The following is a 17,006-nucleotide window of genomic DNA, read 5'->3' on the forward strand; positions in this document are numbered from 1 at the left end:
CATGACCAATACCCAAGAACGCACCAGCGCGCTGAAGTCCGACCCGCGCATGAAACACTATTTCGGCAGCGAGGACGAACGCCGCCGCATGACGCAAACCATGTTTGACGAAGCCGCGCCCGGCTACGACAAGGCCGAGGCACTGACCGGGCTGGGCAGCGGCGCCTGGTACCGGCGCGAGGTGTTGCAGCGCAACGGCCTGAAGCCCGGCATGGCCCTGCTGGACGTGGCCGCGGGCACCGGCCTGGTCACCGTGGCTGGCGTCGAACTGGTCGGGCCTCAGGGCCGCGTGTGGGCGCTCGACCCCTCGCCGGGCATGCTGGCCGAGCTGCGCAAGAAGGTAGACGTGGAAACCATCGTCGCCTACGCCGAGGCCATTCCGCTGCCCGATGCGCAGGTCGATTTTGTGTCCATGGGCTACGCGCTGCGCCACGTCGGCGACCTGAACTTGGCGTTCGCCGAATACCTGCGCGTGCTGCGCCCGGGCGGTCGCGTCTGCATCATGGAAATCAGCCGACCCCGCAACCGGCTGCTGCGCGGCCTGCTGCACTTTCACATCGCCGTGGTCGTGCCGGTGCTCGCGCGCCTCACGCGCCGCCACGCCGACGTCCAGCGGCTGTGGGCGTACTACGGCGACACCATCGAATCGGCGCTGGACCCCGAGCAGATCCTAGGCGCGCTCAGGCTCGCCGGTTTTACCGACGTGGACTGCTCGGTCACCCTGGGCGTTTTCCGCGAGTACACCGGGCGCCGACCGTGAACACCACCGAAATCTTCCTGATCGCGATGCTGATCATCTTCAGCATTCCCTGGCTGGTCTGGCGGCTTCTCAAGACCGACTATTTCGCGCCGCTGGTGGTGGTGCAGATCGTCATGGGCATCGTGCTCGGCCCGGGCGTGCTCGGCCACTGGTTCCCCGCCTACTACGAATTCGTCTTCACGCCCACCGTGGTGCATTCGCTCAACGGCATCGCCTGGTGGTCGGTGATGCTGTTCGTGATGATCGCGGGCGTCGAGCTCGACCTCGGCAAGGCCTGGCAGCACCGGCGCGAAAGTGGCATCACGGCCGGCCTGGCGCTGGGGGCTCCGCTGCTGCTGGGCTGCGGCGCGGCCGCCGTGCTGCTGGGTTTTGACGGCTGGATGGGCCCGAAGGCACAGACCTGGCAGTTCGTGGTGGGCATCGGCATGGCCTGCGCCGTCACCGCCCTGCCGATCCTGATCCTGCTGATGGAGAAGCTCGACATCCTGCGCCAGCCGCTGGGCCAGCGCATCCTGCGCTACGCCAGCCTGGACGACATCGCGATCTGGGGCGTGCTGGCGCTGATCCTGATGGACTGGAGCCGCATCGGCAAACAGCTCGCCTTCCTGATCGCCTTCGTGGTGCTGGGCCTGGCGTTTCGCCGCCTCATGGCCTGGCTGGACGAGGCGGACCGCTGGTACGTGGCACCGATCTGGCTGGCCCTTTGCGGCCTCGGTGCGGACTGGGCGGGCCTGCATTTCATGGTCGGCGCGTTCCTGGCCGGCGCCATCATGGACGGCCACTGGTTCAACCAGGAAAAGCTCGACCTGCTGCGCCACCACGTGCTGCTGGTGATGATGCCGGTGTTCTTCCTCTCCACCGGCCTACGCACCAACTGGGCCGTGGGCGGCACCGAGGTGTTCGCCGCCGCCGCGCTGCTGCTCGTGGCCTCGGTGGCCGGCAAGCTGATCGGCGTGCGCATCGCTGCACGGGTGCTGCACTGGGCACCGGGTGAAGCATCGATCATCGGCTGGCTGCTGCAGACCAAGGCCCTGATCATGATCATCTTCGCCAACATCCTGCTGGACAAACAGGTGATCACCAGCGAGGCCTTCACCGCCCTGCTGCTGATGGCGGTGGCCAGCACCATGCTGACGGTGCCGATGGTGGAGCCGCAGATGCGCCGCTCGCGCGCGCTGGCGGGTTCAGCCGGTCAGAGCACCTGAGTTCGCGCAGCTCAAGAGCTGCTGCAGCCGACGCGCTCGACCTTGATCGAGCCCATGACGGACACGCCTTTGGCGGCGTTCTCGCCGCTCATGACCGTGGTGCCGCTGCTGGCCGAGGCCAGGCGGGCGCCGCAGTGCAGCTTGATGTCCATGCCGCCCATGACGTTGACGGCCGCGCGCAGGCAGTACCAGCCGTTGGGGTTGAGCAGCTCGATCTCGGAGCCGCCCATGACGTTCACGCCCGGGTTCACCATGATCAGGCTCGGGCCCGGCGTGACCTCGCGGTCTGCCGTGCCCTGGCCGATGCCGAACACCTTGACCGACGTGGCCAGCGTCCGGTAGGCGGGATTGGGGCCGAAAGGGTGTTCGCCCCAGGCCTTCAGGCAGGCTTGCAGCGCACCGCTTTCGCTGTCCTGGGCCTGCGCCGGTCCGGTGGCGCCCCCCAGGAGCAGACCGGCGATCAGGACGCTGCGGGTGCATCGGTTGCGGAGGTGTGTCATGGGGTTGAGGCTCCTTGGAGTGGGGTCACGATGCGATCAGATCATCGCGCCGTTGATGGAAATCACCTGCCCGGAAATGTAGGACGCGCGGTCCGAGGCCAGGAAGGCCACCAGTTCGGCCACTTCTTCCGGGCGGCCCACGCGCTGCATCGGCACCAGACGTTTGACCATGTCGGCATCGAACGTGCCTTCGATCATGCTGGTGGCGATGAGCCCCGGCGCGACGGCATTGACGGTCACGCCCCGGCTCGCCAGCTCCAGCGCCAGCGACTTGCTCGCGGCGTGCAGCGCGCCCTTGGCGGCCGAGTAGTTCACCTGCCCGCGGTTGCCCGCCACGGCGGCGACCGACGAGATGCTGACGATGCGGCCCCAGCGCGTGCGCATCATGGGCATGGTCAGCGGCTGGGTCACGTTGAAGAAACCGTTGAGCGACACGTCGAGCACGCGGTCCCACTGCTCGCCGCTCATGCCGGGGAACACCGCGTCGTCGTGGATGCCCGCGTTGTTGACCAGAATCTGGATCGCACCCGCCTCGGTCAGCGCTTCCAGCGCGGCGGCGGTCGCTGCACGGTCGGTGATGTCGAAGGCCACAGCCTCGGCGCTGCCGCCCTCGGCCATGATCTGCGCCGCGATGGCCTGCGCCTTCTCCAGGCCCCGGTTGGCGTGCACGATGACATGGTGGCCGTCGGCGGCCAGTCGCTGGCAGATCGCGGCGCCGATGCCACCGCTGCCGCCGGTGACGAGGGCGCGCCTGCTTTTCGCTGAAGAGGTCATAAGGTTTGAGCGTCGAGCACCACCGAGGCCCGGCCTTCGATCAGGCAGCGTTCACCGTGGTGGATGTGGAACTGGTAGAGGATGAGCCGCGCGTCGCCCGAGAGGCGCTCGGCGGTGATGCGCAGCGGCCCGGTCTGGTCGTCCAGCCGGTTCACGTGCAGGCTCAGGCCGCGCACGCTGGTGAGGTAGCCCTGGGTGGGCGCAGCGGCCGACTGCGCGAGCAAGGCACCGTGCACGGCCATGGCCTGAGCGGCGTACTCCACGCCGGTCGCCGCGCCCAGGCGGTCGGCCGCACGCAGGGGATTCAGGGGGTCGGTGTGGCTCAGCGCGTCGCAGACGATGCGCTGCTCGCTCCACTCGAGCACGTTCTCCAGCAGGCACATGCTGCCCTGGTGGGGAATGTGGGCGGCGATCCAGTCGCGGTTCAGCACGGCTGCAGTTCCACCTGAAGCTGCATGGGCGCGAGGTAGTCGAGCACCACGGGGCCGGCCGTGCCGCGCGCCAGGCGCTGCAGCAGGGGCAAGGCGCGCATGGCCGGGATGTTCTGGCGCAGCCCTTCGAGAGCCGCGTCCTCCAGCACATCGGCGGGCGCCCGGCTGGGTGTGACCGTGATCGACGCCAGCGAAGCCTCGCTGCGCTGCGCACTGAGCAACAAGGCCACGCCGCCGCAGTCGGGCGTGTCGCGCTTGGCGTGCAAGGGTTCGGGGTATTCGCTGTCGTAGGCCACCAGCAGCACCGGCTGGCCGTCCAGGGCCACCTGGGCCAGCGCATCCAGCAGGCCGGCGCCGAAGCTGGCGTCGAACGCACCGAGCACCTGGCAGGGCGCCATGCTGCGCGTGGCGATGCCCCAGTAGCCGGCGGCGGCGTTGTGCACCGAGTTGTGAAATCGCGTGGGCGAGATCTGGCGATCCTCGCCCGCGAGCTGCTCACACAGCGAATGGCAGTTGTGGCCGTCGGCGCCCGAGGCGGCGAACACGGTGGCCAGCGTGGACGCGTCGGCGCCCGCGTGGGTCACGGCCTCCTGCCCCACGCCCAGGCTGAGCCGGATGACGCGGCTGGCGCGGCGGCGCTCGGCCGGGGGCAGCAGCAGGGGCACAGGCAACACGCTCGGTGCCGGCACATAGCCCGCTTCACCGCGCAGCGCCGCCGCAGCGGTGGCCCAGTCGGGCAGGCCGGGCGCGATGAGGCCGATGCCGTTGATCCAGGCTTGCAGCGGCGTTGCGATCATGCGGCGACTCCAAGAACCAGGCTGCAGTTGCTGCCACCAAATCCGAACGAATTGCTCAGCGCATGGCGCAGCGGCGCGTCGGTGCCGTGCAGCTGGTAGCGGATCGGTATGGCCGGGTCCAGCGAGCCGGTGCCGGGGCTGCCGGGCAGGCGGCCATCGGTCAGTGCCATCGCGCAGAGGATCGCTTCGATCGCGCCCGCTGCACCCAGTGTGTGGCCCATGTAGCCCTTGGTCGAGTTGCCGGGCACGGTGTCGCCGAACAGCGCGCTCACCGCCAGGCCTTCGGCCGAGTCGTTGGCGGGCGTGGCCGTGCCGTGCAGGTTGATGTAATGAATGTCGCTGGCGCCCAGGCCCGCCGAGCGCAGTGCGGCCTCCATCGCCAGGCGTGCACCCAGGCCCTGCGGGTGCGGCGCCGACATGTGGTACGCGTCGCTGGACTCGCCAGCGCCCAGCAGCAACACGGTGCCCGGCGCAGGCTGGTCCGGGCGCTCCAGCAATGCAAAGGCCGCACCTTCGCCGATGGAGATGCCGTCGCGCGCCGCGTCGTAGGGCCGGCAGGGCCGGGATGAGGTCAGTTGCAAGGAAGCAAAACCGTACAGGGTGGTCAGGCAGAGGGTATCGACACCGCCCACGATGGCTGCGTCGATCTGGCCCAGCGCGAGCTGGCGCGCCGCCGCGGCAAACACCTTGGCGCTGGACGAGCAGGCGGTGGAGATCGCCATCGCCATGCCCTCCAGACCGAAGTAGTCGCGCGTGAACTCGGCGAGCGAGAACGCGTTGTGCGTGGTCCGGTAATGGAAATCGTCGGGCAACGCGCCGCTGACCGGATCGCGCCGCCGGTAGGCCAGCTCGGTCTGCAGGATGCCGGCGGTGCTGGTGCCGAGGAACACGCCCACACGATCGGCGCCGTAGCGAGCGACGGCCTCACGCACGCGCTGCGCGAACCCGTCGGTCTCCAGGCCCATCAGGGTCAGCCGGTTGTTGCGGCAGTCGTAGCGGGCCAGCGCCTCGGGCAGGCGCTGCGCATCGACACCCGCGACCTCGCCCACCCAGGTGTCGAGCGCCACCGATTCAAAGGCACAGGGAGCGAGTCCCGAGCGCTCGGCGCGCAGGGCCTCGCGCGTGGCCTCCAGCCCTCGGCCCAGGGCGGTGGTCAATGTGTAAGCTGAGAGTTGCAGTGGGGTCACGTGAGGCGGTGGAACGTCTAAACCCGCAGTGTAGAGGAAGGCACCGATCAGACCGGCACCCGGCAGACCAGCATCACGTTGGCAAAGGGCTTGCCTTCGCTCATGGGTTCGGTTTCAACCTCAAAGCCCAGCGCGGTCAACAGCGCCTGCCATTCGGCCAGGCTGCGGCAGTACAGGCGCGGCGGACGGCGGCTGCGCGCCAGGGTCACCGCGCGGTCGACCCAGTTCGACACCAGAAAGGGCCAGCCCGCTTCTGCGTCACCGACACGGGTGAGGAACAGGCCGCCGGGCGGCAAGGCCAAGCGAATGCGTCGCAGCAGGCGCTCTTGCGAGGCGGGGTCCACGTAGTGCAGCGCATCGAGGACGGTGACGGTGTCCACCTGACCAACATCCACCTGGGTCATGTCGCCCTGCTCCACCTGCACCAGCGGGTGGTGGCCGCCGAACGCCGCCACCGCGCGTTCGACATCGCGCGACATCAGTTCAACACCGCGCAGGCTCTGGAAACGGGGCGCGGGCGCCCAGCCGGCCGGCCACTGCCCGCGCTCCGACAGGCGCTGCGCCGCCAGCAGCCAGGCGAACAGGCAACCCTGCCCGCAACCGAGGTCAAGCAGCCGCCCGCCCCTGAACAACAGGCCGCGCCGCAACAGCTCCCGGAAGATCGGGTCGCCGCCCAGCTTGCCCCAGGCGTGGAAAAAAGCGAAACGGCCTGCCGCCCAGAAAAGGCGGCTCGCGTCGGCGCGCAGGATTTTCAGAAACACCCGGGGCGTTGGCGCCGCGCCGCCCTGCGAGCTTGGTTGGGAACCGCCCGTCGCCTCGCTCATGCCATGGCCTGCTGGAGCGTCACGGCCCGCAAGGACTCGGCCTTCAATCGGTCGAGCAACAGCGGCAAGGTAGCCAGGATCACCGGCTGCCCATCGGGCGTGAGCGCGGCGTGACCGTCGTGCATGAGCAGGATGTCGCCCGGCCCCAGGCCGCGCGTCAGGCGCTGCAGCACCTGCTGCGGTCTGCCGTCGCGCGTGTCGTAGGGGCGGCGGGTCCAGGCGGCCAGCTGCAGGTCGAGCCCGGCGAGCACCGGCTCCAGGAAGGGGTTGCGCAGACCGGCGGTGGGCCGGAAAAACAGCGGGGCCTGGCCGGTGATGTCCGAGAGCGTGGCCTGGGCGGCCGCGACGTCGGCACGCATGCGCCGGGGGCCGAAGAGGGAAAACGCGTTGGAGTGGGCGTCACCGTGGTTCTCGACCCGGTGACCGCGCGCCACGATCTCGCGGCAGAGCGCCGGGTGGGCCCGCGCGCGCCAGCCGATGCAGAAAAAACTGGCCTGGGCGCCAGCCGCGTCCAGCAGGTCGAGCACGCGCGGCGTGACCTCGGGGTCGGGCCCGTCGTCGATGGTCAAGGCCAGTTCGCGCCGCGCCTGTGCGTGCGCCGGCAGGCGGGTGAGGTTGGGGCCGAGCAGGCTGGAGCGCGGCAACAGACCGGCCACCGTGATCACCGCGTGGTTGAGCGCCACCGCCCCCAGTGCCCACGGCCAGACGGCTGGCACGGCCACCGTGCCCAGCGCGGCCCCCGCATGCAGCAGCGCGGACGCCTTGATCGCGGGGGGGACGGTCCAGGGCCGGCTCATGGCAACGCCGGGAAATGCCCCAGTGAGAGGAAACGCTGCCACAGGGGCAACCAGACCGCCCAGTCGTGTTCGCCCGGCAAGGTGATGTGGGTCGCTTCGGGCATGTGCCGCGCCAGCAAGCGCATGCCATCGGCAAAACGGTCCTGCGCCCCATAACCCATGAACACCGGCACCTGGGGCAAGGGCTGCTTGAGCCACTGCCAGAGGCGCACGTCGGGGTCGGTCTGCTGATCGGGGCTCGCCTGCCAGGCGTCGAGCCCGCCAGCGCGATTGATCGCGTTGGTGGTCAGCCGACCGCCCGCGTAGGGAGCGAGCAGGCACAGGCCGTGCACCTCACCCGTGCGCCCGGCGAGGCAGGACAGCGCCAGTTGACCGCCGCGCGAAATGCCCCCCAGCCACACCCGCTGGTAGCGCGCACGCGCTGGCGCCAGCCAGTCTTCTTCCAGGGAACGCAGCGCCAGCTGGTTGTCGGCGCCCCCGGCGTGCAGGTCGGGGGCGATCAGGTCCAGCGCCAGACCCCGCTGCTGCACCTCGGCAAACAGGCCCGCCTGCACCATGTGCTGCGGCGTCATGAGGGCCCCGGGCAGCATGAACAGCACGCTGTCGGCCCCGCAGAGCTGGCTTTCGGTCGGATTCATCGATCCGCTGTCGCCTTCGGATACACCAGCACCGCCGCCAGCAGCAGCGACATCAGTGCGCCTGGCCCCACGGTGATGCCGATGGCGTTGAGCACCGGCACGTTCGACGTCGCCAGGGCACCAAAGCCGATCGCGGTGGTCACGGTTGCGACCGACAGCGACATCAGCGTGGCCGCGTCCAGCGGTTCGCCGCCGGCCGCCCGGTCAAAGAACAGCGCGTAGTTGGAGCCCACGGCCACGGTCAGCAACATGCCCACCAGGTGCAGCAGATGCAGGCGCTGGCCCGACAAATGCAGCGCCGTGATCACCACCATCACCGTGATCACCAGGGTCAACAGCACACGCAGCAGACGTCCGGGTGAGCGCAGGGTCACAGCGAGCAGCACCACAATCGCCAGAAAGCCCAGCAGGGACAGCCGAACCGCCTCACCCACGTAACCGCCGTACAGCGATTCGAACTCGGTCTTGAGGTCGACAAACACCGCGCCACTGCCCGCCAGCGCCGCGCGCAGGCGCTCGACCGGCAGGCTGGCGTCGGGCGCACCGGGCGCCGGACGCAACGGCATCATCACGTTCCAGCCGCCGTCCTGGTCGGGCATCAGCATCGAATCCACCGCCAGCGCCAGCGCGCTGCCGTCCAGATCGGCGCGCTGCATCACACCGGCGGTGCGTGCCGCCTGCACGTCGGCCACAAACGGGCCGAGCCGGGACGCGGACAGGGGCGAATCGACCAGCGCCGCCTGCAGCCGCGCCTGCAGCACCGGCGCCTCGGGCAGGCTGGCCAGGCGTTGCTGTTGCAACTGGGCGCTGGGCAGGAAGCGGGCCGGGCTGTCGTAGCCGCCGATCACGCCCTCCTCCACCAGCCGGTCCAGCTGCTGCCCGGCCCGCTCGGCCGCCTGCAGCGCGAGCTCCGGGTTTTTTGCGTGGATGCTGACCAGGTAGCGGGCATCGGGTGCGGCCAGGTCGTCGCGCATGCGCGCATCGTTCTCGGCCTCGGCCTGGCTCACGGTCGACAGCGCCGAGAGATCGGCGTGCCAGAGGTTGTCGCGCTGCTGCCAGAGGTAGCCCAGCGTCACAAGCCCCAGCAAACCCACCGCCGCACGCAACCGCCAGGCCTGCCCCAGCAAGGCATGAACCCGGTGCACCCAGGCCCCGGGCGCCGGTACCTCGAACCCGGTTCCGGCCAGCACGGGCAGCACAAAGCGCGTCACCAGCGCCGCCGTCACCACGCCGGTCAGCGCGTACAGACCCAGCTGGGACAGACCGGGGAAGCCCGAGAACAGCAGGGCGCCGAAACCCAGCGCCGAGGTCAGCACGCCCAGCCTCACCGTGGGCCAGAACTGCTGGCGCCAGGCGGCCAGGCCCATGCGCCCGGATTGCACAAAAAAGTAGATGGCGTAGTCCACCGCTTCGCCGATCAGGGCCGTGCCAAAGCCCATCGTGATGCCGAACACCGTGCCATGCACCAGGCTCACCACCACCACGCCCGCCAGTGCGCCGCTGAGCATGGGCAACAGGCCCAGCGCCAGCAGGCGGGGCGAGCGGTAGACCCAGAGCAGCACACCCGCGATGCCCAGCATGCTGATGAGGAAGAGTTGCGAGGTTTCGTTCTTGATGGTCTCCCGCGACTGCACGGCAAACTGCCCGGGGCCCGACATCTGCAACGCCAGACCCGCATGACCCGTGGCCTGCACGGCCTGCGCGAAGGCCGTACGCACACCGTCGATCGCGGCCGCCTGGCCGTCGGTGTCCGAGCCCAGGGCGCGCGTCTGCAGCAGCAGCATGGCGCGTTCGCCGTTGCGCGAGGCCCAGACCCCCTCGCGCATCTGCGGTTGCGATGCCGGGTTGAGCTGGCCCAGCACGGCCAGCACCTCCCCCGTGGGGTCGTTCAACAAATACGGCTTGAGCAACAGACCGGCCGGCGACGAGAGCAGGTCGATGGTGTCGGTCACGGCCGACAGCAGCCCCTCTTCGGTGAAGCGCTCGGGGGTCACCGCGGGGCTGAGGCGGTAGCGGTGGCGCAGCAGCACATCGCGCTCACCTTCCAGCCCGCCCGCTTCGCCGTTCTGCACCGACACATAGGCCGGATCACTGGCCAGGCGCTTGCGCAGCTCGCGCGACACGGCCGCGCGCTGCACGGCATCACCGCCACCCACCGAAACCATCAGCAGGCGCGAGACCGTGCCGTCCCGCAACTGCCCGGCGAGCGCCTGCTGTTCGGCACTCGGCTTTGAGGGCAGGAAAAACGACATGTCGGCCGAAAAACGGCTGTTCCACACCACCGCCACCCCGGCCAGCATCAGGGCCAGCCAGACCAGAAACACCCGGACCGCGGCCGACCTCATTGGACTTCGATCGGTTCGATGCTGATTTCCGAACGGTCTCCGTCGACCTGCAGGTACTCGATGTGGCGGACCTGGTTTTTGCCGCCGCTGACGGTGATGCGCTGGAGCAGAGCCGCAATGGCGGGTTCGCTCGGGACCAGTGTCAACACCCACTGGCTGCTCTCGCCTTGCAGGTTGAGCGTGTAGTTCTGCTCCAGGGATTTGCGGTTGCCTGAAAGCGTGCTGCGAATGCTGTCCACAAACGCCAGCGCTTCGGGTCGGCTGGCGAGGTTGATGGTGAGCTTGCGCTTGTCGCGCTCCATGCTGAGCATGTCCTTGTCCAGCACCAGGGTCTCGGGTTTGGGCAACAGCGTGCGTTTCTCCAGCCGGTCGGGCGGGCTGTACACCATCTCGCCGCTGGCCTGGACCGGCTTGTCGAGCAGGGCCATGTGACGCTTCTCGACAAAACGCGCCCGGCCACCCTTGTGGCTGGCCAGGTCGGTCATCAGCTGTTCAATGCTGTAGGCCGCGTGCGCCCCGGTAGACAGACCCAGGCACAGCAGCGCGACGGCAGCACAGCGACAGAACCACGCAAAGGTGGTGGCGCGCAATCCGGGCAGCCCTGGAACCGGCTTCGCCGGGCCAGAGGCTGCGTCCCCCCTCGCAGAAGGGGAGAAGGCGCGAAGCGACGCAGGGGGGTTGTTCATGATTTCCAGAAGTCGAAGAAGTTGAACCAGTTGTAGGGCGCCAGCCTGCACAAACGGGCGAGGCTGTCGGCGTAGGCTTGCATCGCCGCCTTGATCGCCGCGTCACGCCCACCGCGCTCGATGTTCGAGAAGTCGGCCAGTTGCTCGAAATGCAGCTGGTAGCGGTTGCCTCCGAGGTACAGACCCGCCATGAGGAACACCGGCCGCTTGAGCATCGCCGCCATGCGCCAGGGGCCCAGGGGGAAAGCAGCCTCCTGGCCCAGGAACTCGACCGGGACCGTGGCGTCATCGCTCAGCGAGCGGTCGGCCAGCATGCCCACCAGATACCCTTCGTCGAGCTTGTCGCGCACCTCCAGCATCGACTCCAAGTGTCCCAGGGAGATGATATCTTGCATCGCCTTGGGGTTGATGGCCGCGAGCGTGGCGTTGAGCTTGCGCGCGTTCTGCTCGTACATCAGCATGGCCACGCGCAGCCCCTTCTTGCCACGCCCCATGGCACGCAGCACCTCAAAGCTGCCCAGGTGGGCCCCCATGAGCAGCGCGCCGGGCTGTTTTTCAATCGCCGCCAGCAACGCCTGGTCGCCCTTGACCTCGATGTCAAACACGTTGAAGCGGTCGTTCAGCAGGTAGATGCGGTCGTGGATGGTGCTGGCGAAACTGAACACATGGCGGTAGCCGTCGCGCCAGCCCGCGTAACGGCCCAGGACGCGGTGCAGGTAGGCGCGGCTCGCACGGCGCGCCGCGGGCGCAAACAGCACGAAATAGACGGCGATGCCGTGCAGCACCAGGCGCCCCACCCGCCGGCCAAACGAGAGTGAGATCCAGACCATCAGGCGCAGGATGGCCAGGTTGCTGCGCTCCTGGCGCCGCATCCACTCGGGCTGTGCGTCGGTGTGACGGGGCTTGTCCGTCATGACACGGCCGGCTGCAGGCTGCCCGAGGCGACATCGCGATCGCCACAGCGCACCACAAAAGACAGCCCGCCACGTGCACCGTCCTGCAGCGTGAACACCAGTTCGTCATCCGGCCCGCAGGGGCTGAGAAACTTGGCCTGCGCGACCTGCCAGGCACCGCCCGCGAGCCCCAGGTGCGCTTGCGCCAGCAGCACGGCCTGATCCAGCAGGACCACGCCGGGCACGATGGGATGCCCCGGAAAATGCCCGGCAAAGGCCGGGTGGTCGGGCGGCACGCGCCAGACCCGCTCAAGCACGACCATGACCCAAGCGTTCCTGGTAGAGCGCCAGCAGCGCCGTGCGCGGCAGCTTGCCGGTGCTGTTGCGCGGCAGCGCGTCAACCAGCACCAGCGGGCGCGGCAGGAAGACCCGGTCGATGCGCTGGCGCAAGGCGCGCTGCAGCGTGTCCGCCGACACACCAGGGGCCACCACGAACGCCGTCAGCCGTGTGATGCCTTCGACCTCATCGTCCGCGGACTCGGGCAGAAAAAAGGCGCCATCGAGCACACCATCGATGGCACACAGCTGGTGGTTCAGGTAGGCCAGCGAGCTGCGTTTGCCCGCGATGTTGATCAGGTCGGCATGCCGGCCGTGCAGGAGAAAGCGGCCCTCGCCCTGGAGTTCGATGATGTCCGACAGCGGCACCCGGCCTTCCACATGGCCCTCGCGGGCATAGGTGGTGTCGTTCTCCTGCTCCAGCACGACGCCCGGCAGCAAATGCCACAGGGGGCCGTCGGTGGTGCGCCGGCAGGCCAGCTGGCCCGACTCCGTCGAGCCGTAAATCTCGTGCACCGGTGCCCCGCTGCGCTGCTCGGCGCGCGCAGCGAGTTCGGTGCCCAGCGGCGCGGTGGCGGACAGGCACATGTCCAGCGCCGGCCAGTCCAGATCGGACGCCAGCAAGGCCGACAGGTGGAAAGGGGTGGTCACCAGCATGCGCGGCCGCGGCACGGCCTGCAGCGCGTCCACCACATCCTGAGGGTAGAACGGCTTGCCGCTCCAGAAACTGCAGCCGCCGTGCAGCGCGAGCAAAAAGGTGGACTCGAATCCGTAGCTGTGCTGCGCCGGCACCGTGCCCACGAGCACCATTCGCCCGCCCCCCAGACCCAGCCCGACCGCCTCGGCCTGCCCGTTCTGCACCAGCCGGCCCCAGGTCTTGGCGTGCGGCTGCGGCAGGCCCGTGGAGCCCGAGGTGAACAGGATCGCGACCACGCGGTCGGCTTCCACCATCGGCATCTCTTGCGCGGGTGAGCGGGGCAAAGTGGCCAGATCGGGAAAATCGATGCAAGGCAGGTCGGCCACGTCGAACGGACCATCCACCACACCGAACGCGCCGGGATGTTCCTGCGCCAGCCGCTGCAGGGTGACCCCCGAGTGCGAGGCCGGCTGCAGGCTGGTCTTGCCCGCGAGCACGCAGGCGGCAAACAGCACGGCGAAGTGGTACCGGTCTTCACACAGGTTGAGCACCCCCTGGCCCGCAGGCAACACACTGGCCACCGCCTGGGCATCGGCCAGGAAGTCGCGCACCGTCACCGGGCCCGAAGGGCGCCAGGCGAGCACGTCGTCCAGCCCGTGAGCGCTGATCAGGGGCAGCCCGTTCATGCGCCGCCAGCCTGAAACCGCCAACAACCCCTGGCTCGCGAAACGCCCCAGGTCATTTGGTGCGCTGGCTGGCGATATGGGTCGTCAGCGCACGCAGGGACGCGTAGATCTTGTCGTTGTTCTCGTTGTCCGAGCGCAGCTGGAAACCGTAGTGCTTGGAAATGACGAGCGAAATCTCGAGCATGTCGATCGAGTCGAGACCCAGCCCCTCGCCGTACAGCGGATCGTCGGGTTTCACGTCCTGGGGCTGCACGTCCAGGTTGAGGGCCTCCACGATCAGCGCAGCCACCTCACTCATGAGGTCGTCGAAGGAAACGCTGGCAAAGTTTTCAGACATGGGGATTCCCTGGTTGTCAGTGGGTGTGCGTCGGGGCGGCGGCAAAAACCAGCACGGCATTGCTGCCACCAAACGCAAAAGAATTGGACAGGGCCGCACGCATGGGCATCTGGCGACGGCCCTCGACCACATGGTCTACCCCCTCGCAGGCCGGGTCAAGCCGACCTTCCAGGTGCGCCGTGGGCGGGATGGCCTGCTCGCGCAGCGCCAGCACGGTGGCCAGCGCCTCGATGGCCCCCGCTGCGCCCAGCAGGTGGCCATGCATGGACTTGGTGGCGCTCACGGGCAGCGAGGGCGCCCGATCGCCAAAAACCTGGCGCAGGGCCGCAATTTCCACCGGGTCACCCTCCTGGGTTGCGGTGCCGTGGGCATTGACGTAATCGATGTCATCGGGAGTGAGTTCAGCGTCCCGCAAGGCGGCCTGCAGTGCACGGGCCTGACCCTGGGCGTCGGGGCGCACCAGGTGGCTGCGATCACAGCTCGCACCGTAACCCACCATCTCGCCCTGGATGCGGGCGCCACGCGCGATGGCGTGGTCCCAGTCTTCGAGCACCAGCGCCGCGCCGCCCTCGCCCAGCACCAGGCCGCGGCGATCGGACGAAAACGGTCGGCAGGCCGAAGGCGAGGTCTGCTCGTTGCCCGGCGAGATCAGGCGCATGGCTTCCCAGGCGCGCGCCACGCCATAGGTTTGGGTGCCGTCGGAGCCGCCCGTGATCGCCACCGTCGCCTCGCCCGAGCGCACGCGCCGGAACGCTTCGCCGATCGCCACCGAAGACGAAGCGCAGGCCACGGTGTGGCTCATGCTCACCCCGCCCAGACCGAGCTGGATGGACAGGTGCGCATTGACCGCGTTGTTCATGCCCATCACCACGCCCAGCGGCGACAGGCGCTCGCGCCCGTTCTGCCACATGTCGCGGTAGCCTTTTTCGAAGGCCATGATGCCGCCGAGCGCCGTGCCCCAGATGCAGGCCCAGTCGTTGCGTTGTTCCAGATCGGCGGGCAGGCGCTCCAGCCCGGCGTCATGCCAGGCGTCGAAAGCCGCGGCCACACCCAGATGGGCAAAGCGCTCCATCATGGCGGCGAGCGGTTTGCCCAGTGCTGCCACCGGGTCAAACCCGGTGCAGCTCACAAACGGCATGGACAAGGGCCTGGGCTTGTCATCGGTCTGGAGGTAGCTGACCGCCGAACGCCCCGCGAGCAGGTGTTCAAAAAAATGGTCCACACCTCCGCCGTAGGGGCTGACCAAACCCAGCCCCGTGATGGCCACCCGGCGCCGGATCATGATGCGGAAGCTTTGGCTGCGCGCAGGGAATCGATCAGTTTCACCATCTCGCCGACAGACTTCGGGATCGCCACACTGGAGTCGATGGAAATCCCCAGGCGGTCTTCCGCCTCGAACATCAGCTCGGCGAGCATCAGCGAGTCAACACCCAGGTCAGCAAGCAACGCATCAGGAACCACCGCCTCGGGCGCTGCGCCCAGGCGATCATGGAGAAATTGGCGGATCAGTTCGGTCGATTGCATGGCATACATTTCATGGCTGGCTGTCTTGCTCGACCCCGACACCCGGTAACGAATGCCCGGCAGGTCCGGCCGGTTGGCAAAGTGCTTCAACCCGGGCGCAGACTGCCGATCAGCGCGTAATTTTCAGTGATTTGATTGTACAGCCGGCACAATGCAGGCTGTTCCTCTCCGCTCCCCACCATGACCCCTCCTCCGCGAGACGCCGCACGCGCACAAATGCCGTTTGTTGCCATGCCAGCCTCCGAAATCACACCCCGCCCGACCGGGACATCGGGCTGGCTGCGCAGGCTCGGGCGGCGGTTTGTCATCCACTGGCCGCTCAAGGCGTTTGGCACCACGGCTTTCATGGCGTTGTTTTTCTGGAGCTACTTCTGGATCCTGGAGCACCCGCGCAGCGTTGCCGTGGTCATGCCCGAAATCTGGCTGGACCACTGGGTCGGATTTGTACCGTCCGCGTTCCCGATCTACGTGTCGCTCTGGTTGTATGTGTTCCTTCCGCCAGCGGTGATGGGCAACCTGCGTGCCCTGGTGTGGTTTGGCGTCTGGGTGGGGGCCATGTGCCTGTTCTGTCTGGCGCTCTTCTGGTGGTTTCCGACCCAGACACCACTGGTCCACATGGACTGGAGCCTGTACCCCGGTCTGGCGGTCGTCAAGGGGGTGGACGCGGCCGGCAACGCCTGCCCTTCGCTGCATGTGGCTTCGGCGGTGTTCAGCCTGTGCTGGATGCACCGCATCCTGGCCCAGCTGCGTTCACCCGCCGTGCTGCGGTGGATTTCGGCGGTGCAATGTGTGGCGATCGTCTGGTCGACCATGGCCACCCTGCAGCATGTGGCCCTCGACGTGTTTGCGGGTGTTGCGGTGGGCCTGGTTTTCGCGGCCGCCTCGCTGGCCCATGTGAAGAACACCGCAGAGCCGACCGCCGCTTCATGAGCCCCGCAGGGGGTGTTTCGCTTCAGTCGCGCAACACGCGCAAGACGTCCGAGTGGAACTCGCGGCTGTAGAGAATGGCCACCACCGTCAGCGTGCCCAGCACCATCGCCAGCGGCGACACGAACCAGGCCAGCGCCGCAAACGAAAAGTAATACGCACGCAGACCGTCGTTGAAGGTTTCGGCGGCGGCGCCCACCATGGCGGCCGCACGATCGGCGTACTGGTTGCGGTCGAACTTGCCCGATTCAAAATCTTCGGGTGGCGGCATCGCGCCGATCACCAGGGCGACAAAGGTGTACTGGCGCATGCACCAGGAAAAGCGGAAAAACGCATAGACGAAGATCGCCACCAGCACCAGGATCTTGAACTCGAAGACGATCAGCGAGGTGGCCTGCGCAAAAGGAATCTCGTTCATCAGCTCGGACGCCTTGTCGGTCGTGCCCAGCAAGGCGAACAGACCACCGATCACCAGGATCGACGTGGACGAAAAAAAAGCCGGGGTGTTGGACAGCGTTTGCGTGATCAGTCCATCGAGCATGCGCGGGTCGCGCATCGCCGCCTGGCGCATCCAGTAGGACCGGTAGCGGTTGGTGGTCACCAGCAGCGAGGAACGGCGGCGACCCCAGACTTTGGCGAACCAGGCGTAGCCCACCCACAAGGCAAAAAAGCAGACCAGCGCCAGCCAGTCTGCCCAGGGGAGGATGTCGAAGATCTTCATG

20 protein-coding genes are annotated in these 17,006 nt (G+C 68.1%); 3 read left to right on the forward strand and 17 right to left on the reverse strand.

Annotation, left to right across the window (positions count from 1 at the left end; genetic code table 11):
- Position 1: 1 nt before the first annotated feature.
- A complete protein-coding gene (locus tag F3K02_RS09535; RefSeq protein WP_177135321.1) occupies positions 2-760 on the forward strand; it encodes a class I SAM-dependent methyltransferase in 759 nt (252 codons plus the stop codon).
- Complete coding sequence (locus tag F3K02_RS09540; protein WP_343067046.1) at positions 757-1,965, forward strand: cation:proton antiporter; 1,209 nt, start codon at positions 757-759, stop codon at positions 1,963-1,965. The genes F3K02_RS09535 and F3K02_RS09540 overlap by 4 nt, the downstream gene beginning before the upstream one ends.
- 11 nt (positions 1,966-1,976) lie before the next feature.
- Here F3K02_RS09540 and F3K02_RS09545 read toward each other — a convergent pair whose 3' ends face one another.
- The 16 genes from F3K02_RS09545 to F3K02_RS09615 all read right to left on the reverse strand — a co-directional run bounded on the left by F3K02_RS09545 (position 1,977) and on the right by F3K02_RS09615 (position 15,447).
- Complete coding sequence (locus tag F3K02_RS09545; RefSeq protein WP_177135322.1) at positions 1,977-2,465, reverse strand: hypothetical protein; 489 nt, start codon at positions 2,463-2,465, stop codon at positions 1,977-1,979.
- Positions 2,466-2,501: 36 nt separating this feature from the next.
- Positions 2,502-3,239 carry a 3-oxoacyl-ACP reductase FabG gene (gene fabG / locus F3K02_RS09550; protein ID WP_177135323.1) on the reverse strand — a complete coding sequence of 246 codons (738 nt, stop codon included), beginning with the start codon at positions 3,237-3,239 and terminating at the stop codon, positions 2,502-2,504.
- Positions 3,236-3,670 carry an ApeP family dehydratase gene (locus F3K02_RS09555; protein ID WP_177135324.1) on the reverse strand — a complete coding sequence of 145 codons (435 nt, stop codon included), beginning with the start codon at positions 3,668-3,670 and terminating at the stop codon, positions 3,236-3,238. The genes fabG and F3K02_RS09555 overlap by 4 nt, the downstream gene beginning before the upstream one ends.
- Entirely contained in the window at positions 3,664-4,467 is an 804-nt protein-coding gene (locus F3K02_RS09560; RefSeq protein ID WP_177135325.1) for a beta-ketoacyl synthase chain length factor, read from the reverse strand. Before F3K02_RS09560 ends, F3K02_RS09555 begins: the two co-directional genes overlap by 7 nt.
- Positions 4,464-5,654 (reverse strand): beta-ketoacyl-ACP synthase, encoded by a 1,191-nt coding sequence (locus tag F3K02_RS09565; RefSeq protein WP_177135326.1) that lies wholly within the window; start codon positions 5,652-5,654, stop codon positions 4,464-4,466. The genes F3K02_RS09560 and F3K02_RS09565 overlap by 4 nt, the downstream gene beginning before the upstream one ends.
- A gap of 47 nt (positions 5,655-5,701) precedes the next feature.
- Positions 5,702-6,478, reverse strand: a complete 777-nt coding sequence (locus tag F3K02_RS09570) for a class I SAM-dependent methyltransferase (RefSeq protein WP_177135327.1) — start codon at positions 6,476-6,478, stop codon at positions 5,702-5,704.
- Entirely contained in the window at positions 6,475-7,275 is an 801-nt protein-coding gene (locus F3K02_RS09575; RefSeq protein ID WP_177135328.1) for a polysaccharide deacetylase family protein, read from the reverse strand. Before F3K02_RS09575 ends, F3K02_RS09570 begins: the two co-directional genes overlap by 4 nt.
- On the reverse strand, positions 7,272-7,913 hold the full coding sequence (locus F3K02_RS09580) for a hypothetical protein (RefSeq protein WP_177135329.1): 642 nt from the start codon (positions 7,911-7,913) through the stop codon (positions 7,272-7,274). Before F3K02_RS09580 ends, F3K02_RS09575 begins: the two co-directional genes overlap by 4 nt.
- Positions 7,910-10,258 carry an MMPL family transporter gene (locus F3K02_RS09585; protein WP_177135330.1) on the reverse strand — a complete coding sequence of 783 codons (2,349 nt, stop codon included), beginning with the start codon at positions 10,256-10,258 and terminating at the stop codon, positions 7,910-7,912. The genes F3K02_RS09580 and F3K02_RS09585 overlap by 4 nt, the downstream gene beginning before the upstream one ends.
- Entirely contained in the window at positions 10,255-10,743 is a 489-nt protein-coding gene (locus F3K02_RS09590) for an outer membrane lipoprotein carrier protein LolA (RefSeq protein WP_246309259.1), read from the reverse strand. The genes F3K02_RS09585 and F3K02_RS09590 overlap by 4 nt, the downstream gene beginning before the upstream one ends.
- Positions 10,744-10,940: 197 nt before the next feature.
- Positions 10,941-11,858 (reverse strand): lysophospholipid acyltransferase family protein, encoded by a 918-nt coding sequence (locus F3K02_RS09595; protein WP_177135332.1) that lies wholly within the window; start codon positions 11,856-11,858, stop codon positions 10,941-10,943.
- Positions 11,855-12,160: a 3-hydroxyacyl-ACP dehydratase FabZ family protein gene (locus tag F3K02_RS27480; RefSeq protein WP_246309261.1), complete on the reverse strand. Its 306-nt coding sequence runs from the start codon at positions 12,158-12,160 to the stop codon at positions 11,855-11,857. Before F3K02_RS27480 ends, F3K02_RS09595 begins: the two co-directional genes overlap by 4 nt.
- A complete protein-coding gene (locus F3K02_RS09600; protein WP_246309263.1) occupies positions 12,147-13,496 on the reverse strand; it encodes an AMP-binding protein in 1,350 nt (449 codons plus the stop codon). Before F3K02_RS09600 ends, F3K02_RS27480 begins: the two co-directional genes overlap by 14 nt.
- Positions 13,497-13,548: 52 nt before the next feature.
- Positions 13,549-13,833, reverse strand: a complete 285-nt coding sequence (locus F3K02_RS09605; RefSeq protein ID WP_177135333.1) for a phosphopantetheine-binding protein — start codon at positions 13,831-13,833, stop codon at positions 13,549-13,551.
- 16 nt (positions 13,834-13,849) lie between these two features.
- Positions 13,850-15,115 (reverse strand): beta-ketoacyl-[acyl-carrier-protein] synthase family protein, encoded by a 1,266-nt coding sequence (locus tag F3K02_RS09610; RefSeq protein ID WP_177135334.1) that lies wholly within the window; start codon positions 15,113-15,115, stop codon positions 13,850-13,852.
- Positions 15,112-15,447 (reverse strand): acyl carrier protein, encoded by a 336-nt coding sequence (locus F3K02_RS09615; RefSeq protein ID WP_246309265.1) that lies wholly within the window; start codon positions 15,445-15,447, stop codon positions 15,112-15,114. The genes F3K02_RS09610 and F3K02_RS09615 overlap by 4 nt, the downstream gene beginning before the upstream one ends.
- Positions 15,448-15,588: 141 nt before the next feature.
- Between F3K02_RS09615 and F3K02_RS09620 the strand changes: the two genes are divergently transcribed.
- Positions 15,589-16,287 carry a phosphatase PAP2 family protein gene (locus F3K02_RS09620; protein WP_218179381.1) on the forward strand — a complete coding sequence of 233 codons (699 nt, stop codon included), beginning with the start codon at positions 15,589-15,591 and terminating at the stop codon, positions 16,285-16,287.
- Between the two features lie 22 nt (positions 16,288-16,309).
- On the opposite strand, the gene F3K02_RS09625 is transcribed toward F3K02_RS09620, so the two are convergent.
- Positions 16,310-17,005 carry a DUF599 domain-containing protein gene (locus F3K02_RS09625; RefSeq protein WP_177135335.1) on the reverse strand — a complete coding sequence of 232 codons (696 nt, stop codon included), beginning with the start codon at positions 17,003-17,005 and terminating at the stop codon, positions 16,310-16,312.
- Position 17,006: the final 1 nt, after the last annotated feature.

The organism is Hydrogenophaga aromaticivorans, from assembly GCF_013387465.1.
Taxonomy (GTDB): Bacteria; Pseudomonadota; Gammaproteobacteria; order Burkholderiales; family Burkholderiaceae_C; genus Hydrogenophaga; species Hydrogenophaga aromaticivorans.

What these genes read in the sequence shown, in the direction of transcription:
- F3K02_RS09535 (WP_177135321.1), top strand. Translation starts at nt 2, where the DNA reads ATGACCAATACCCAAGAACGCACCAGCGCGCTGAAGTCCGACCCGCGC.
- F3K02_RS09545 (WP_177135322.1), bottom strand. Translation starts at nt 2,465, where the DNA reads ATGACACACCTCCGCAACCGATGCACCCGCAGCGTCCTGATCGCCGGT.
- fabG (WP_177135323.1), bottom strand. Translation starts at nt 3,239, where the DNA reads ATGACCTCTTCAGCGAAAAGCAGGCGCGCCCTCGTCACCGGCGGCAGC.
- F3K02_RS09560 (WP_177135325.1), bottom strand. Translation starts at nt 4,467, where the DNA reads ATGATCGCAACGCCGCTGCAAGCCTGGATCAACGGCATCGGCCTCATC.
- F3K02_RS09570 (WP_177135327.1), bottom strand. Translation starts at nt 6,478, where the DNA reads ATGAGCGAGGCGACGGGCGGTTCCCAACCAAGCTCGCAGGGCGGCGCG.
- F3K02_RS09575 (WP_177135328.1), bottom strand. Translation starts at nt 7,275, where the DNA reads ATGAGCCGGCCCTGGACCGTCCCCCCCGCGATCAAGGCGTCCGCGCTG.
- F3K02_RS09580 (WP_177135329.1), bottom strand. Translation starts at nt 7,913, where the DNA reads ATGAATCCGACCGAAAGCCAGCTCTGCGGGGCCGACAGCGTGCTGTTC.
- F3K02_RS09585 (WP_177135330.1), bottom strand. Translation starts at nt 10,258, where the DNA reads ATGAGGTCGGCCGCGGTCCGGGTGTTTCTGGTCTGGCTGGCCCTGATG.
- F3K02_RS09590 (WP_246309259.1), bottom strand. Translation starts at nt 10,743, where the DNA reads ATGACCGACCTGGCCAGCCACAAGGGTGGCCGGGCGCGTTTTGTCGAG.
- F3K02_RS09595 (WP_177135332.1), bottom strand. Translation starts at nt 11,858, where the DNA reads ATGACGGACAAGCCCCGTCACACCGACGCACAGCCCGAGTGGATGCGG.
- F3K02_RS27480 (WP_246309261.1), bottom strand. Translation starts at nt 12,160, where the DNA reads ATGGTCGTGCTTGAGCGGGTCTGGCGCGTGCCGCCCGACCACCCGGCC.
- F3K02_RS09600 (WP_246309263.1), bottom strand. Translation starts at nt 13,496, where the DNA reads ATGAACGGGCTGCCCCTGATCAGCGCTCACGGGCTGGACGACGTGCTC.
- F3K02_RS09605 (WP_177135333.1), bottom strand. Translation starts at nt 13,833, where the DNA reads ATGTCTGAAAACTTTGCCAGCGTTTCCTTCGACGACCTCATGAGTGAG.
- F3K02_RS09610 (WP_177135334.1), bottom strand. Translation starts at nt 15,115, where the DNA reads ATGATCCGGCGCCGGGTGGCCATCACGGGGCTGGGTTTGGTCAGCCCC.
- F3K02_RS09620 (WP_218179381.1), top strand. Translation starts at nt 15,589, where the DNA reads ATGCCAGCCTCCGAAATCACACCCCGCCCGACCGGGACATCGGGCTGG.
- F3K02_RS09625 (WP_177135335.1), bottom strand. Translation starts at nt 17,005, where the DNA reads ATGAAGATCTTCGACATCCTCCCCTGGGCAGACTGGCTGGCGCTGGTC.